This is a genomic window from Asticcacaulis sp., assembly GCF_035497195.1.
Classification (GTDB): domain Bacteria; phylum Pseudomonadota; class Alphaproteobacteria; order Caulobacterales; family Caulobacteraceae; genus Asticcacaulis.
This window is the reverse complement of the sequence record NZ_DATJDZ010000014.1, coordinates 650843-665528: the sequence shown is the minus strand read 5'-3', so window position 1 is coordinate 665528 and position 14686 is coordinate 650843. Positions and strand designations below refer to the sequence as shown.

The window sequence follows — 14686 nt, the reverse complement described above, 5'->3', positions numbered from 1 at the left end:
TCTTAATGTCCGGAAACGCACTTGGCAAGTTCTATTTCGCGGCTATTTACCGACGAGACTTGAAGGCGTGGGCGATGGTGCCGTCGTCGAGCCAATCCAACTCGCCGCCGACGGGCACGCCGCGCGCCAGGAAGGTGATCTCGACCTGATTATCGAAGCCCTTGAGACGATCGGCGATATAGTGCGCCGTGGTCTGTCCTTCGACGGTCGCCGGCAGGGCCATGATGATTTCGCGCACCCGGCCTGCGCGCACGCGTGAGATCAGGCTATCGAGCCGCAGGTCCTCCGGCCGGATGCCATCAAGCGCCGACAAGAGGCCCCCCAGCACATGATAGGTGCCGGTAAAGGCGCCGACGCGCTCCATAGCCCAGAGCGCACTATCTTCTTCGACCACGCAGATCATGGTTTCGTCGCGCATCGGGTCAGTACAGGTGGTGCAGGGATTTTGCGTCGACAGCCGTCCGCAAATCCGGCAGGTCTCGATCTTGTCGGCGGCGTCCTGCATGGCGAAGGTCAGCGGAATCAACAGTTGATCTTTACGCTTCAGAAGCGCCAGCGCCGCCCGCCGGGCCGAACGCGGACCAAGCCCCGGCAGCTTGGACAGCAAGGCCATGAGGCGTTCGATTTCGGGACCGGCGCCGGACATCAGACGTGCCCGAAGAAAGTAAGAAACCCCACCACCACGCCGATAAATCGACGTGGTCCCCCTCCCCGACAAGTCGGGGAGGTACAAAAAAGGTGATGCGTTTCCGGACTCAAATCAGAAGAATTTCGGCATATTGGGCAGGCCGCCGCCAGGCCCCAGATCCTTGGCGGCTTCGGCCATGACTTCCGAATTCAGTTCATCGAGTTTGCGGCGTGCATCGGCGTGGGCGGCGCGGATCAAATCAGCCAGAACCTCGCCCTCGCCGGCGGTCAGCAGGCTGTCATCGATGGTCAGGCCCGACATATCACCGGAGCCCTTCAATTCCATTTTCACGAGGCCAGCGCCAGCGGAACCATGCACGGTGCTTTCGCTCATTTTCGCCTGCGCCTCATGCAGTTTTTGTTGCACCAGTTGCGCCTGCTTCATCATGGCGGCAAAATCCATCAGTCATTTTCCTTATCGATTTCAGGGCGTTCATCTTCGGGCACGACCGGCTCGATGGTGTTCACCACGGGTTTCGGCTTGGCGCGCACAGCGGTGATTTCCGCGCCGGGGAAGGCCTCCAGAACCTTGGAGACAAAGGGATTGGCCTGTAAGCGCGCCTTGGCGGCATCGCGCTCGCGGTTATCGCGCTCCATGATCGATTCGGCGCCGCCCGTGCCTTCGGTGGCGATCAGCCAGCGCTGGCCGGTCCATTCGCGCAGCTTCAGGGAGAGCTTGCGCACCAGGTCGCCCGGCGCATTGGGGGCCGGCTCGAAGGTGATGGCGCCCGGCCGGAAAGCGACCAGCCGCACGAAGCGCTCGACATCGACCCGCAGGCCAATATCACGCTTGTCGGAAATCAGCTTGAGAACGTCCTCAAAGCTTTGCGGATTGGGCATGGCCTGCTGGACGGGCCGCATCTGGACCGCCGCCTGCGCCGAAGCCCCGCCGCCGCCCGTCGGCAAACTACCCGGCCCGTTCGGCATCAGCGGTTCGCCGCTTTGCAGGCGCTTCATCAGCAGTTCCGGCCCCGGCAGGTCGGCGGCATAGCACAGCCGCACCAGCGCCATTTCAAAGGCGGCGCAGGCATCGGGCGCCCGGCGCAATTCCTCGAACGCCTTAAGCATCAGGGTCCACAGCCGCGACAAAGTGCCCGGCGAAAGCTGCGAGCCGAGCGCCGTGACGCGCATGGCCTGCGCCTTGGGCAGGCGCGTGGCGTCGGCGCCGAGCACCTTGGCCACGCTGGTGGCATGGGCGTATTCGAGCATGTCGCCCATGATCTGCGAAGGATCGGCGCCAAAGCCATAGAGGGTGCGGAAGGCCAGCAGGGCCTCGCTCATCTGGCCGGAAATGATGTTTTCAAACAGGCTTAAGGTGGCGCCGCGATCGGCCAGGCCGAGCATATCGCGCACCACTTCAGCGCTCGTCGCCTCGCCGGCTTCGCCCTGCACAAGCGCCTGATCGAGCAGCGACAGGCCATCGCGAACAGAGCCTTCGGCGGCGCGGGCGATCAGGGCCACGGCGTCCGGATCAATCTTGACGCCTTCGAGACCGCAGATTTTTTCGAGGTGCGGCGTCAGCGTCTCCGGCTCTACGCGGCGCAGATCGAAACGCTGGCAGCGCGACAGGATGGTGACCGGCACCTTGCGGATTTCGGTCGTGGCGAAGATGAACTTGGCGTGGGGGGGCGGCTCTTCCAGCGTCTTCAGCAGGGCGTTGAAGGCGCCGGTGGAGAGCATGTGGACTTCGTCGATGACGTAGACCTTGTAGCGCGCCTCGACCGGGGCATAGCGCACGGATTCAAGCAGGTCACGCATGGCGTCCACACCCGTGCGCGAGGCGGCGTCGAGTTCGAGCACGTCGATATGACGGCCTTCGATGATGGCCTGGCAGTGGATGCCCATGACCGACAGATCGACGCTGGGGCCGTGAACCGTGTCGCTCTCATAGTTGAGCGCGCGGGCCAGCAGGCGGGCGGTTGTCGTCTTGCCGACACCACGGACGCCGGTCAACATGAAGGCGTGGGCGATGCGGCCGGCGGAAAAAGCGTTGGTCAGGGTGCGGACCATCGCTTCCTGGCCGATCAGGTCCTCGAAGGTGCGCGGGCGATATTTACGGGCGAGGACGGTATAGGCCTCGGATTTCTCAATCGGCTTGGCCACGGCGACCGGCGCAGGCGCGCCGCCGAACATATCATCGGTCGCGTCATCGCGTTCCGGAAGATCGATTTCCGTGGCGGCAAAGGGATCGTCAAGGTCGGGATGTTCGGACATGAATTCTATATAGGGGCTTTTTGCACAGGCGTCACCACAATGCGCGATTCTTCAACAGGCGCAATTGTCAGCAAAGAAGGAAAGCCATCCGGCGGTTGAGGCAAGGGCGACCGGCCGCCGCCGACGTTTCGGCGAGCCATGCGGCGTCTGAGCTAAATCACCCTGCGCTATGCGCAGGGTGAGACGACTGACCCGAAGGTGAATTCGTTGTGGCTGCTGCCTTCCGGCCCTGACCAGATTGGCGAGGCCTCCGCCCAGCCGTCTCGCGGCCTATATGCGTATTTTTCGTGACCATTGCAAGAGGGGAATTTTGCGGCCAGATTGGAGGCTGAAGCAAGATACCCCACCACCATTGCGCTTCGCTTATGGTCCCCCTCCCCGACAAGCGGGGAGGAACTATTTTCTTATACCTCCCCGCTTGTTGGGGAGGGGGACCGCGCCATTCTTATGGCGGGGTGGTGGGGTATCTTGCTTAACTTTCTAACTAAAAGGTCTTCCATGCCGCCTCACACCGAAACCACCCCAAACGGCTATGTGAAACGCTGGTGGAAGGAGGCCGTCGTCTATCAGGTCTATCCGCGCTCGTTTTATGACAGCAATGGCGACGGCATAGGCGACCTGCCCGGCCTCATCGAAAAGCTCGACCATATCAAGGGTCTGGGCGTCGATGTCATCTGGCTGTCACCGCATTTCGACAGCCCCAATGCTGATAATGGCTACGATATCCGCGACTATCGCCAGGTCGGTGCCGAGTTCGGCACCATGTCGGATTTCGATGACCTGCTGGCGGCGATCAAGGCGGCCGGCATGAAGCTGATCATCGACCTGGTGGTCAACCATACCTCGGACGAACATCAGTGGTTTGTCGAAAGCCGGTCATCGCGTAATAACCCAAAACGCGACTACTATATCTGGAGCGACGAAAAACCGAACGACTGGACCTCGATTTTCGGCGGCCCGGCATGGACGCAAAGCGAAGACGGCGACTGGTATCTGCATCTGTTTGATCCGAAACAGCCGGACCTCAACTGGGATAATGCTGAGGTGCGCGAAGGCGTCTACGACATCATGCGCTTTTGGCTCGACAAGGGCATTGACGGTTTCCGCATGGATGTGATCCCCTTTATTTCAAAGGATAAAACCTTCCCCAACCTGCCGGAAGACCTGCGCGCCAAGCCGCAATATGTCTATGCCAATGGCCCAAAGGTGCATGACTATCTGCATGAGATGAACCGTAAAGTCCTGTCGCAATATGATGTCATGACCGTCGGCGAGGCGTTCGGCGTCACGCTTGCAGACACACCGAAACTGATCGATGAACGCCGGCAGGAACTGGACATGATCTTCCAGTTCGCCGCTGTTGAAGTTGATCGCGGGCGGGATGGTCGCTGGAAGCCGTGGACCCTGCCGGAATTCAAGGCGGTCTTTACGCGGCAGGATCAGGCGCTGGATCGCCACTGCTGGCCAACCTTTTTCCTCAGCAACCACGATAATCCGCGCATCGTCTCGCGCTTTGGCGATGACAGCCCGCAGTGGCGCGAAAAATCGGCCATGCTGCTGGCCACCCTCACCCTGACCATGAAGGGTACGCCCTTTATCTATCAGGGCGACGAGATGGGGCTGACCAATCGAAATTTCACAGAAATTACTCAATTCAACGATCTCTGGACCAAAAACGCCTGGCAGGCAGAGGTGGTCAATGGAAAATGGAGCGCCGAGGATTTCTTCGCCAACCAGAACAAGGTCAGCCGCGACCACGCCCGGATGCCAATCCCGTGGACGTCCGGGCGCCAAGGCGGCTTTACAGCAGGGCGGCCCTGGTTCGCACTGAACGATAATTTTCAAGACATTAATGCGGATCGGGCGATCCGCGATCCGGGGTCGATCTATTATTATTATCGGGATCTGATCGCGCGCCGCCACAAGACACCGGCGCTCATCTATGGCGACTATAAAGACCTGGCGCCCGATCATCCACACGTCTTTACCTATGAACGCAGGCTGGAAGATGAGGCATACCTCATTACCCTGAACTTTTCGCCAGTTGAAAATAAAGTGCCGTTGCCGCCACGCCTGACCGCCTGGCTGGCTGGCAATTACGGCCCTGCGGATATCTTCGACTCCTTGCGTCCGTGGGAGGCACGGATTCATCGCGTAAGCTGAGGGCCCTTATTAACCCTGTCTTATGAATTGGCGTTAAGCTTTTGTGTTGTAAGATGTTATTTGGCGGGCCAATTCAGAAAAAGGCGAATAAGCATTATGACACCGCGAAACATCCTGTTTCTGTGCAGCTTAAATGCCGGCCGCGCTATGGTCGCCAACGGCATACTCAACGCTCTCGATAGCCCGAATTACCGTGGCTTCGCCGCCGGCGATGAGCCAGATCCGATACCTTGTCCCGAAGCGCTGTCCGTACTGGCCCGCCATCTGGAAACGGTAAAAGACCTGCGAGTCAAGCACTGGAGCGCCTTTACCCAACCCGGCGCGCCCAAAATAGACGTAGTGATCAGTCTGTGTGACAATGCCAGGGGCGAAATCTGTCCGGTAACCCTGCCCGGCCGCCCTCCGATGGCACACTGGGACATCACCGACCCCTCCAGCGCACCAAACATTTCCGCGCGCCAGATCGCCCTGGAGCAGGTTTATCACGAACTCCATGCCCGTATTCTCGATCTGATAGATATTCCCCGCGACAAGACAGGGAAAAATCTTGAAAAGGCGATCAATGCGATAGGTTGGCTCAACGCCAGGGCCGCCTGACACGCTTGGCATATCGACCCCGCTGTGCGATAGCGTGCCGTTATGACTGATCCTGTTTTAGACACCCTGTTCCTGCCGTTCAAAGAGGGCGCCATCGACTGGCCCGCAAATGGTCCAGCCCTGTTCCTGCGCGCCCGCACCGGCGATGCGCTGGATGAGGTGCCGCGTGACAAACTCGTCTGTGAACAGAGCTTCAAGCCGGCGCATGATGCCCTGCTGCGCGCCGGCTTCCAGATGCGGGAAGGCCATGCCCCACCAGAGCTGACCCTGGTTCTACCACCCCGCCAGCGCGACGAAAGCCGCGCACTGCTGGCCCGCGCCATTTTGGAAACCGCCCAGGGCGGCATCGTCATGGCGGCCGTCTCCAATAACGAAGGCGCCAAAACGATCGAGGGCGATTTGAAGGCGCTCGCCGGCAATATCAGCAGTCAGTCCAAGAACAAGTGCCGCGTCTTCTGGGCGACGGTCGATCCCGCGCGCAATGACAAGACCCTGATCGACGAATGGGCGCAACTGGATGCGCCGCGCCAGATTGAGGCCAATACATCTGAAGGTCGGCGCTATATGAGCCGTCCCGGCCTCTTCGCCTGGGACCATCTCGACGCCGGTTCGAAACTGCTGGTCGATCACATGCCCACTAATCTCAAGGGCAAGGTTGCCGATCTCGGCGGCGGCTTCGGCTATCTCAGCGACGAGGTGCTGGCGAAGAACCCCACCATCACCCATCTCGATGTCATCGAAGCCGAGCACCGCGCACTCGATATGGCACGGCAAAATCTGACGAAATATGGCGAACGCGTCGCCTTCCACTGGCTCGACGCCGCCAAGACTTTGCCTGACACCTATGACGCCATTATCAGCAACCCGCCGTTTCATGTGGCTGATCGCGCCGACCGTCACGATGTCGGCAAGGCCTTCATCACCACGGCGGCGCAGTCACTGATTTCCGGCGGCCAGTTGTGGATCGTCGCCAATCGTCACCTGCCTTATGAAGAGACACTGGAAGTCTGTTTCAAGCATGTCAGCGTGGTGGCGCAGAACAACTTCTACAAGGTGTTCAAGGCTGTTGGGCCTAAGTCGGCCAAGAAAACATGAAGCTCGTAAAGCTGCTCGCCAATCTCGGCTATGGCTCGCGCAAGGAGATGCAAAAGCTGATCCGCATAGGCGCGATCACCGATGCCGAGGGCGTTCCGCTTGACGATGACAGCGCCATCGCCCACGGCGATATCCGTTACAAGGGCCGTCCACTCGATCCGGCTTTCGGCCTGGTGCTGATGCTCAACAAGCCGACTGGTTATGTCTGTTCGCTCAAGGATCGCGGCAACCTGGTCTATGAATTGCTACCAACGCGTTTTTCCGAGCGCAAGCCGGTGCTTTCCACTATCGGCCGGCTCGATTCCGACACCTCCGGCCTGCTGCTTTTTACCGATGACGGCGATTACCTGCACAAGATCATTTCGCCGAAGAACCACGTCGCCAAGATTTACGAAGTGACCTGCGCCCGTCCGCTGGAGCCGCATTATGGCGAGGTTTTCGCCGCCGGCACATTGGTTCTGGAAAGCGAAAAGGATGCGCTGAAGCCCGCCTTCCTCGAAGTGACCGGTGAAAAGACTGCCCGGCTGACACTTTATGAGGGCCGTTACCATCAGGTGCGCCGCATGTTCGCCGCCGTCGGCAACCATGTCGAAACCCTCCACCGCGCCCAGATGGGCGACCTCACGCTTGGTGACCTTAAGCCCGGCAAATGGCGCCTGCTCACCGAGGCCGAGGCGCAAGGCTTGCTAAAAGCTTAGGAAATCCATGTCGGTTTGCGATCGGCGATTTTCCATATCGATCCGTCACGATGCAGATGGATCTCCTCGCCATGACCGCACAGGCGCAGACAGAGGAAATCGACCTTGACCGTGGCTTCATCGTCATCTGTGAATTGCGGCGCGTTGAACCTTATGCTGCGTTCCGGATTACCGGTCATTGGCAGGCCAGCGGATTGGAAAGCCGCGGTGCAATCGATTTTCGTCTCGCCCTCCCCCATGACGGTCGAATCGTAATTATCGGCGGCCAGCGCCAGGCCAAGATCGCCCAGGATACGGCATTGCAGGTCGTCGCTGAGCGCCAGCCGCGCCCCGCCGGAAACATCCGCCACAGGTGGTGTGACGGCGCACCCGGCAAGGAGAAAAGCCAGGCCGGCGGCATACAAAATCTCTTTCATGTCTTTCTCCCAGGGTTCAGGTCAGGTTATGGGCGTCCAGAATGGCGGCGCTGGTCGATTTCAACAGGATCGCCACCTCCGTCGGCTTCCGGCTCTCGATCAGGATACGAAACATCGGCATACTGGTGACGCCGAACAGCAGATCAGTGGCGTCGGCCTTTGCCTTGTCGTCGCCCGTCATGCGCGCCAGCAGGGTGGCGAAAAGAAAGCGGCGGCGTTCATTGCGCGCATCGATCGCTTCGGCAAAATCCGGATCGAGTCCGGCCGCGCTGTGCAACCTCGCGAACCCCGGATGACTGCCCCAGAATTCACACATCAGGTCAATGCAGGCGAACAGGGCCGCCCTGGGATCGGGCAACTGGATCAGTTCCCGAAAGCGCATAAGGCCGCCCTTTTCGGCATTGGCATCGAACACCGCCTCCAGCAGGCCGCGCCGCGAACCGAACTGCTTGTAGACCGTCAACCGCGTGACGCCGGCCGCCTTCGCCACTGCTTCCATCGACATCAGAGCCGGCCCGTCATTGAGCAATCGGCTGGCGGCCTCGATCACGGCCTCGCGTTTTTTAGCGGCGGCGGCGTCACGCTTGGCGCTGACATAGGGACGAGATTCGGTAGCTTCTGAGCACATTGAGGCTTGCAATTCAATTTACGGCGTGTATATCTATATTTCAGTAAACGGAGTGTATATCAATTACTGACCAGACCGGAGTCTGCCATGCAAATCCTGATCATCCTAGCTCTTTCCTTGCACGTTCTGGCGGCCATTTTCTGGATGGCCACTACGGGAATGCTGGCGCGCGCCGGCGGACAAGGCGCGGAGATGCTGTTCCCCAGGCAGATGGTCGCCGTGGTTCTGGTCGTGCTGACAGGTGGATATGTGTGGAGCCAACTCCACACGGGTGGGTTCGGCACCTATGAAAAGGTGCTGGCGGCGGGTGTGGCGTGCGCCGCACTGGCGGCTTGCATTCAGGCCATAGGCGTCGGTGTCAGCTTAAAGACGCTCAAGGGCGAGCAGGGGGCGGCGGCGAGAAAACGGATTGCGGTCGTCCACCGGATCGCCGCGCCGCTGCTGGCCATCTGCCTGCTGTGCATGGTGCTGGCGCGATATATCTAGCGTTTCCAGGTGGCCAGAGGCGCGAGATCGACCTGCCAGTGACCATCCCGCCTGCTGACCGAATAGCCCGTACCTGATTGGCATTCTTTCGCGCAGTCCCTGTCCACTTCGGCATAGACGCGGTCATCGGGCAATTGCCTCGGCATGACCATGTGGCGCGCCACTTCATTCGGCGCGCCAGTTGTCATGGGAAAGCCCGTGGTGAGAATTTCCGACGCACAGTCTGGTCCTGTGCGGATATCGTTATCCCAGAACAGATAATCGACCGGCTGGGCTTCCCCTCGTGCCCGTTCCGCACTCAGGACAACGATGGCGATATCGCAAAGGTCGCTTGTCTTCGCGTAGGTCGGATAAGCCAGCCAGGCGTTACCGTTTTCGGTTCGCGTGTTTTCAATGTGCCAACCACTGGCCTTTACCGTTGTCGTCCGGGTGGTCGTCTGACCGTCGCTCGATACGGTCTCGCTGTGTGTCTCACGATATGGACCGCTGTAAATAACGCACCCCGCCAAGGGCAAAACCATCGCCGTGATCAGCCAGTTTTTCATGTATCCTTCCCCCTCTTACGGGTTCAGGATACCACACGCCGAGCGCGTGACAAGCCGGATTACGCCGGGCGCGGGCTGGCCAGGGCGGTATAGAGTTCCGGGCGGCGATCACGGAAAAAGCCCCAGGCGGCGCGGTGCGTATTCAGGTAATCGAGGTCGAATTCAGCCACCAGGACGCCCTCTTCTTTCGCGCCGAACTCGGCCACCTTGTCGCCGCGGTGACTGGCGATGAAGCTGTGGCCGTAGAAGGTTTGGCCGGCGCCATTCTGCGGCGAGATCAGGCTTTCCATGCCGATGCGGTTCGAGGCAATCACCGGCATGACATTGGCGACCGCATGGCCCTGCATGATGCGCTGCCAGGGGGCGGCGGTGTCCAGTTCGGCATCGTGCGGTTCGGAGCCGATGGCCGTGGGGTACATCAGGATTTCCGCGCCCTGCAAGGCCATCGAACGCGCCGCTTCCGGATACCACTGGTCCCAGCAGATGCCGACGCCGACTTTCGCGTACTTCGTATCCCACACCTTGAAGCCGGTATCGCCGGGGCGGAAATAGTACTTTTCCTGATAGCCGGGACCATCGGGGATGTGGCTCTTGCGGTAGACGCCCATCAGGGCGCCGTCGGCATCGATCATGACCAGCGAATTGAAATAGTGCGGGCCTTCCTTTTCGTAAATCGAGGTCGGGATGACGACATTCAGTGCCTTCGCCAGTTTCTGCATGGCCAGCACGGCCGGGTGTTCGCGCCAGGGAAAGGCGGTGGCGAACCAGCGCTCTTCCTGTGAGACACAGAAATATTCACCCTGAAACAATTCTGACGGCAGGATGATCTGCGCGCCCTTCGCCGCCGCCTCACGCACAAAGGCTTCGGTCTTGGCGATATTGGCGGCCATGTCTGCGCCATATGAGGTCTGGATGGCGGCGACGGAAACGGTTCTGGTCATTCGACTTATACTCCAAGGGGAAGCAAGAAACCCCACCACCCCGCCTCAAGAGAGGCGCGGTCCCCCTCCCCGACAAGCGGGGAGGTACAAGATAAAGATTCCAAAATTCATTCGTTGAATTTTGGCAAGGCCAAGTGGCCGCCCGAGCTGATGCGAAGCAAGCCATGCGGCGCTTGAGCTAAAGAAACCCTTATCAAGGCTACGCCTTGATAAGGGGCACCTGCTGGCTGATGCAGTGGAACGAACCGCCGCCGGTCAGGATGGCGCGCGATGACAGGCCCAGTACCTGGCGTTCGGGGAAGAGGCTTTGCAGGGCCTCCACCGCCAGTTCGCCGGGACGGTCCTTGTAGATCGGCACCACCACACAGTCATTGGCGATCAGGAAGTTCATATGGGAGGCCGGCACGATTTCGCCATCCTCATCGAGAATTTCACCCGGTGACGGGATGCGCACCACCTGCAACGGCTGGCCGCGCGAGTCGTGCTGGGTGGAAAGCAGTTTCGCCGTGGCGTCATAGACATCGGCATTGGGATCTTCGCGGCCGAACGCCACCGGACAGGCCACCACGCCCGGCGCCACGAAACGCGCCAGGTTATCGACATGGCCGTCGGTATGATCGTTCAGCAGGCCGTCATCGAGCCAGATGACCTTGCGGATGCCAAGCGACTGGAACAGGGCCTGTTCGGCGAGCGATTGCGTCCAGCCGGGATTGCGGTTCGGATTGAGCAGGCACTGACGCGTGGTGATGGCGGTGCCGTGACCATCGTGATCAAGCGCGCCGCCTTCGAGGATGAAGTCTTCAAGTTGTTGCGGAAAGCCATCCGCCGTGCTGATCTGGAGCGCTACCTCATCATCGTGCTTCAGATGATACTTGCCACCCCAGCCATTGTTGAGGAAGCTGACCGGCAGGGCCTGGTGCAGGTCGTCGTCATCGGCGTCGTCGCTGACATAGATCGGGCCGGTGTCACGGAACCAGATGTCGCCGAAGCGGCCGTCGATGATTTCGAGCCTGGTCAGGTCGCCCAGAAGTTCCTCGGCCGCGGCGCGCGCCTCGGCGCCCATGACCATCAGCCGGACGTGTTCATCGCCCAGTTCGCACAGCGCGCGCACCAGCGCCGCCACCTCGGCCTGCGCCGGGATCAGGTCTTCCTGCCACAGGTTTTCATGGCTGGGAAACCCCACCCACATCGCCTTGTGCGCATCCCATTCTGCCGGAACAAATCGTGTCATCTGATATCCTTGCCGTTCGGCCTAAGCGCCGGCTCTGTGACTGGCCTATTAGCACAGGCCCAGCCGATTTGACCACCGCTCCCACAAAAAAACGGCCCCCGAAGCGGGAGCCGTTTTCTCTTTTGCTATGCGTATCGCCTAGAAGTTGGTGTGCAGCGACAGCATGAAGGTACGCGGCGCGCCGACATTGAACGACGGCTTGTTCGAGGCGGCGACCGTGCTGCTGATCGAACCGAAGTAGTATTCGTCGGTCAGGTTGATCACGTTGAACTGGGCATAGGTGCCTTGCTTGAGGAAAGCCAGGCCCGGCAGATCCCAGCGCACCGAACCGTTCCACACCGTATAGGACGGTGTTTCCAGGTCGTTCAGGTCGGTGGCGAAGCGCTTGCCGACATACTTGCCGTTCAGGTTGAACGTAAAGTCGGTGAACGGCTTGTAGGTGACGCCGAAGGTGCCCATCCACTCCGGCACTTCCGGCAGCGCCTTGCCCTTGGTATTGACCGTCGCCGTGGCGCCCGAAGCGTAATTGTCGAGGATCTCGGTGTCGGTATAGGTCAGGCCACCGAAAAGCGCCAGCTTGGAGCTAGGCGCATAAGCCGCCGAAGCCTCGAAGCCCTTCAGATCGACGCTGCCCACGTTACGGTCGAAATAGCTGTCCGAAGCCGGATCATAGGAAGAGACGATGCGATTCTCGTATTTCTGCGCCCAGACATCCGCCGTGGCGGTGAAGGTCGGGGACGTGAAGCGATAGCCCAGTTCGACCGTCTTGTTGGTTTCCGGCAGCGGATTGGCCGGTTTGACCACGCCGTTCTCATCGACGATGACGCCGTAATAGTTGTCGGTACGCGGGGCCGACAGGGCTTCCGAGTAATTGGCGTAGACCTGGTTCGAATCAGTGATCTTATAGGTTACGCCCAGGCTGGGCAGGGTTTTCGAGAAGTCGACGGTGGTGTGGTATGGCTTGATGAAGTTGGTGTGGACAATATCGGGTCCGCCCGCAACCGGATTTTTAGTCGTAAGATAGGTGTAGCCGAAGCTGACCGTACCATCGCCATTATCAACTGTCGGCGTGCCCGTGGTGCAGAACGGGGCATAGGACCCCGAACCGTCATCCGGCGAGTAGCAGTACTGGTTCAGGTCGCGTTCCATCTTCTGCTGCTTGACACCCAGCGAGACGAACAATTTGTCTTCGAGGAAGTGGCCGCGATATTCGAGGAAGAAGGTATCGACATTGGCCAGCGAGAAGCGATAGCGGCGTTCGTGAGTCGAGCCATCGTTGCCGATGATGCGCAGGCTTTCATCTTCACGGCCGCCGAACGGATCGATATACTGACCCGCATAATTGTATCCGCCATTGCCATCGACAACCAGGGTGCTCTCACCTGACTGACGGGTACGACCACGGTCGAATGAGGCGCCGAAACGGAGCACATCGCCACGATCAAAGGTATAGACGCCCGTCGAGGTGATCGAGTAACGATTGGTGACTGTCGTGTTCGGGTTGTAGATCGAAATCGAAGTCGGATTGGGGACAGAAGGCGAACCGATCGAGCCATCGGCATTGACGTAAGGCCCACCGATGTGTCCATCGCCGTTGATATCAACGCCGCCAAGTTCATAATAGCGGAAGGTGCGGCCCGAAACGCTCATCTGGGCGTAGTCGGCGCCTTCGCTGATACCAGCAGAACCGCCGCCATTGGCCATCACGTATTGATAGGTCGGATCAACCGTGAAGAAGAAGTGGTCATTGATCACCCACTTCGAATAGCCGCGAATATTGCCGGTATTTGACGGGTTGACGCTATTGACGCCGGCGCTGTTGTAATACTTGCCATTGGCGGCGAAGCTGGCGAGGTTCTGGCTAAAGATGAAGCGGTTGCGGTTTTCATTATAGTTGCCGCGCACGCCGAAATAGCTGCCATTGGCCAGCGGCTGATAGATGTTGAAGTTATACTGCTGCTTCTTCAGCTTGCCGTTATCCGGTTTTTCGATCGTGAAGGTGTCGTAGTTCTGGTTGGAGGCGGCGAACCAGGCCTGGGTGCCGAACGGACCAATCGCGCCGGTGTTCACCATCACGAACTGACGGTTATAGTTGAAGCTGCCGGTCGAAACCGTGGCTTCGACGCCGAAGGTGTCCGAGGTCTTGCGGGTGGTATAGCTGATCGTGCCGCCGGAAGCCGAGGCGGTCATCGAGTCGACATCGGTCGCGCCGGTGATGACGGTGGCCGACTGGATCAGTTCCGGATCGAGCTGCTGGTTGGTGTAGATGGCGTAATTACCGGCGTCATTGAGCTGAACGCCGTCCATGGTCAGCGACACGCGCGCGCCATCGAGGCCGCGCAGGCGGACGTTGCCGCCCGAAGAGCCGTAAGGATCGTTATTGGTGAAATTATAGCCGGGCGCCAGGTTCAGGGTTTCGGCGATCGTCTGGCCAGCGGTTTGCGCACCGATATAGGCCTGGTCGATGGCGGTCTTGGTCTTGGTGCCGCTTTCCTTGTTGATCGGCCCCAGGCCTTTCTTTGCGCCCTTGACGACGACGACTTCGACTTCCTGGGTCGCGGTCGATTGCGCCAGTGCGGTGGTTGCCGCGAACACGCTCATCAGAGCCGTGCCAGCCAGAATGACTGATTTATTCAACTTCATGGGAAGTATCCCTCTTCCGGTTAAAAACAAGACAAGCCACCACCGTCAGGCACTATTCAGGGCGCAGTTTCCCATCGCGCAAAACGGGCCTTTTATTCCGTTCGTGCGCGTGAATGTGCTTCACAATGATTTTTTGCTGTCTCGTCTTTTAGGGGCGTCTGTGTCGATTTTTTTACAGAAGCTGCGAACCTTTTGTGACGATGGTCACAGCCGCAACGGGTTGCGCCCTAAATGTCACACGCCCATTTCGCGTGGCATATCAGTCCAGGCCTTACCGGCAAAGAAAAAGCCCGGCCTGATTGCTCAGGCCGGGCTTCATATGTTTTCGACTTAACGTCGCGT

15 protein-coding genes and 1 other RNA gene are annotated in these 14686 nt (G+C 59.6%); 6 read left to right on the top strand and 10 right to left on the bottom strand.

The features are described 5' to 3' along the window. Nucleotides 1–46: 46 nt before the first annotated feature. The 4 genes from recR to ffs form a co-directional block, all read right to left on the bottom strand. On the bottom strand, nucleotides 47–649 hold the full coding sequence (gene recR, locus VL130_RS07270; protein WP_325362387.1) for a recombination mediator RecR: 603 nt from the start codon (nucleotides 647–649) through the stop codon (nucleotides 47–49). 111 nt (nucleotides 650–760) lie between these two features. Next, entirely contained in the window at nucleotides 761–1093 is a 333-nt protein-coding gene (locus VL130_RS07265; protein WP_414636240.1) for a YbaB/EbfC family nucleoid-associated protein, read from the bottom strand. Then, on the bottom strand, nucleotides 1090–2901 hold the full coding sequence (locus tag VL130_RS07260) for a DNA polymerase III subunit gamma/tau (RefSeq protein WP_325362080.1): 1812 nt from the start codon (nucleotides 2899–2901) through the stop codon (nucleotides 1090–1092). The genes VL130_RS07265 and VL130_RS07260 overlap by 4 nt, the downstream gene beginning before the upstream one ends. Before the next feature lie 174 nt (nucleotides 2902–3075). Beyond that, an RNA gene (ffs, locus tag VL130_RS07255) (signal recognition particle sRNA small type) lies at nucleotides 3076–3169 on the bottom strand. A gap of 230 nt (nucleotides 3170–3399) precedes the next feature. Here ffs and VL130_RS07250 point away from each other — a divergent pair. From VL130_RS07250 to VL130_RS07235, 4 genes are all read left to right on the top strand, one after another. After that, a complete protein-coding gene (locus VL130_RS07250; RefSeq protein ID WP_325362079.1) occupies nucleotides 3400–5064 on the top strand; it encodes an alpha-glucosidase in 1665 nt (554 codons plus the stop codon). A 96-nt stretch (nucleotides 5065–5160) separates the two neighbouring features. After that, nucleotides 5161–5661 carry a hypothetical protein gene (locus VL130_RS07245; RefSeq protein ID WP_325362078.1) on the top strand — a complete coding sequence of 167 codons (501 nt, stop codon included), beginning with the start codon at nucleotides 5161–5163 and terminating at the stop codon, nucleotides 5659–5661. 42 nt (nucleotides 5662–5703) lie between these two features. Then, nucleotides 5704–6756 (top strand): class I SAM-dependent methyltransferase, encoded by a 1053-nt coding sequence (locus VL130_RS07240; RefSeq protein WP_325362077.1) that lies wholly within the window; start codon nucleotides 5704–5706, stop codon nucleotides 6754–6756. Then, nucleotides 6753–7454: a 16S rRNA pseudouridine(516) synthase gene (locus VL130_RS07235; protein WP_325362076.1), complete on the top strand. Its 702-nt coding sequence runs from the start codon at nucleotides 6753–6755 to the stop codon at nucleotides 7452–7454. Before VL130_RS07240 ends, VL130_RS07235 begins: the two co-directional genes overlap by 4 nt. Here VL130_RS07235 and VL130_RS07230 read toward each other — a convergent pair. Together VL130_RS07230 and VL130_RS07225 are read right to left on the bottom strand one after the other, a co-directional pair. Next, nucleotides 7451–7870 carry a hypothetical protein gene (locus VL130_RS07230; RefSeq protein WP_325362075.1) on the bottom strand — a complete coding sequence of 140 codons (420 nt, stop codon included), beginning with the start codon at nucleotides 7868–7870 and terminating at the stop codon, nucleotides 7451–7453. The genes VL130_RS07235 and VL130_RS07230 overlap by 4 nt on opposite strands. Nucleotides 7871–7886: 16 nt before the next feature. Further along, nucleotides 7887–8498, bottom strand: coding sequence for a TetR/AcrR family transcriptional regulator (locus VL130_RS07225; protein ID WP_325362074.1), 612 nt, complete (start codon nucleotides 8496–8498; stop codon nucleotides 7887–7889). 87 nt (nucleotides 8499–8585) lie between these two features. Between VL130_RS07225 and VL130_RS07220 the strand changes: the two genes are divergently transcribed. Beyond that, a complete protein-coding gene (locus tag VL130_RS07220; protein WP_325362073.1) occupies nucleotides 8586–8984 on the top strand; it encodes a hypothetical protein in 399 nt (132 codons plus the stop codon). Here the strand turns inward: VL130_RS07220 and VL130_RS07215 are convergent. From VL130_RS07215 to VL130_RS07200, 4 genes are all read right to left on the bottom strand, one after another. Further along, entirely contained in the window at nucleotides 8981–9529 is a 549-nt protein-coding gene (locus VL130_RS07215; protein ID WP_325362072.1) for a hypothetical protein, read from the bottom strand. The genes VL130_RS07220 and VL130_RS07215 overlap by 4 nt on opposite strands. Nucleotides 9530–9588: 59 nt before the next feature. Beyond that, nucleotides 9589–10470: an N-carbamoylputrescine amidase gene (gene aguB, locus VL130_RS07210; protein ID WP_325362071.1), complete on the bottom strand. Its 882-nt coding sequence runs from the start codon at nucleotides 10468–10470 to the stop codon at nucleotides 9589–9591. Between the two features lie 199 nt (nucleotides 10471–10669). Continuing rightward, nucleotides 10670–11701 (bottom strand): agmatine deiminase family protein, encoded by a 1032-nt coding sequence (locus tag VL130_RS07205; protein ID WP_325362070.1) that lies wholly within the window; start codon nucleotides 11699–11701, stop codon nucleotides 10670–10672. A gap of 138 nt (nucleotides 11702–11839) precedes the next feature. After that, nucleotides 11840–14344: a TonB-dependent receptor gene (locus VL130_RS07200; protein WP_325362069.1), complete on the bottom strand. Its 2505-nt coding sequence runs from the start codon at nucleotides 14342–14344 to the stop codon at nucleotides 11840–11842. On the opposite strand from VL130_RS07200, the gene VL130_RS07195 reads away from it, so the two are divergent. Continuing rightward, nucleotides 14322–14678 carry a hypothetical protein gene (locus tag VL130_RS07195; protein WP_325362068.1) on the top strand — a complete coding sequence of 119 codons (357 nt, stop codon included), beginning with the start codon at nucleotides 14322–14324 and terminating at the stop codon, nucleotides 14676–14678. The genes VL130_RS07200 and VL130_RS07195 overlap by 23 nt on opposite strands. Nucleotides 14679–14686 lie beyond the last annotated feature (8 nt).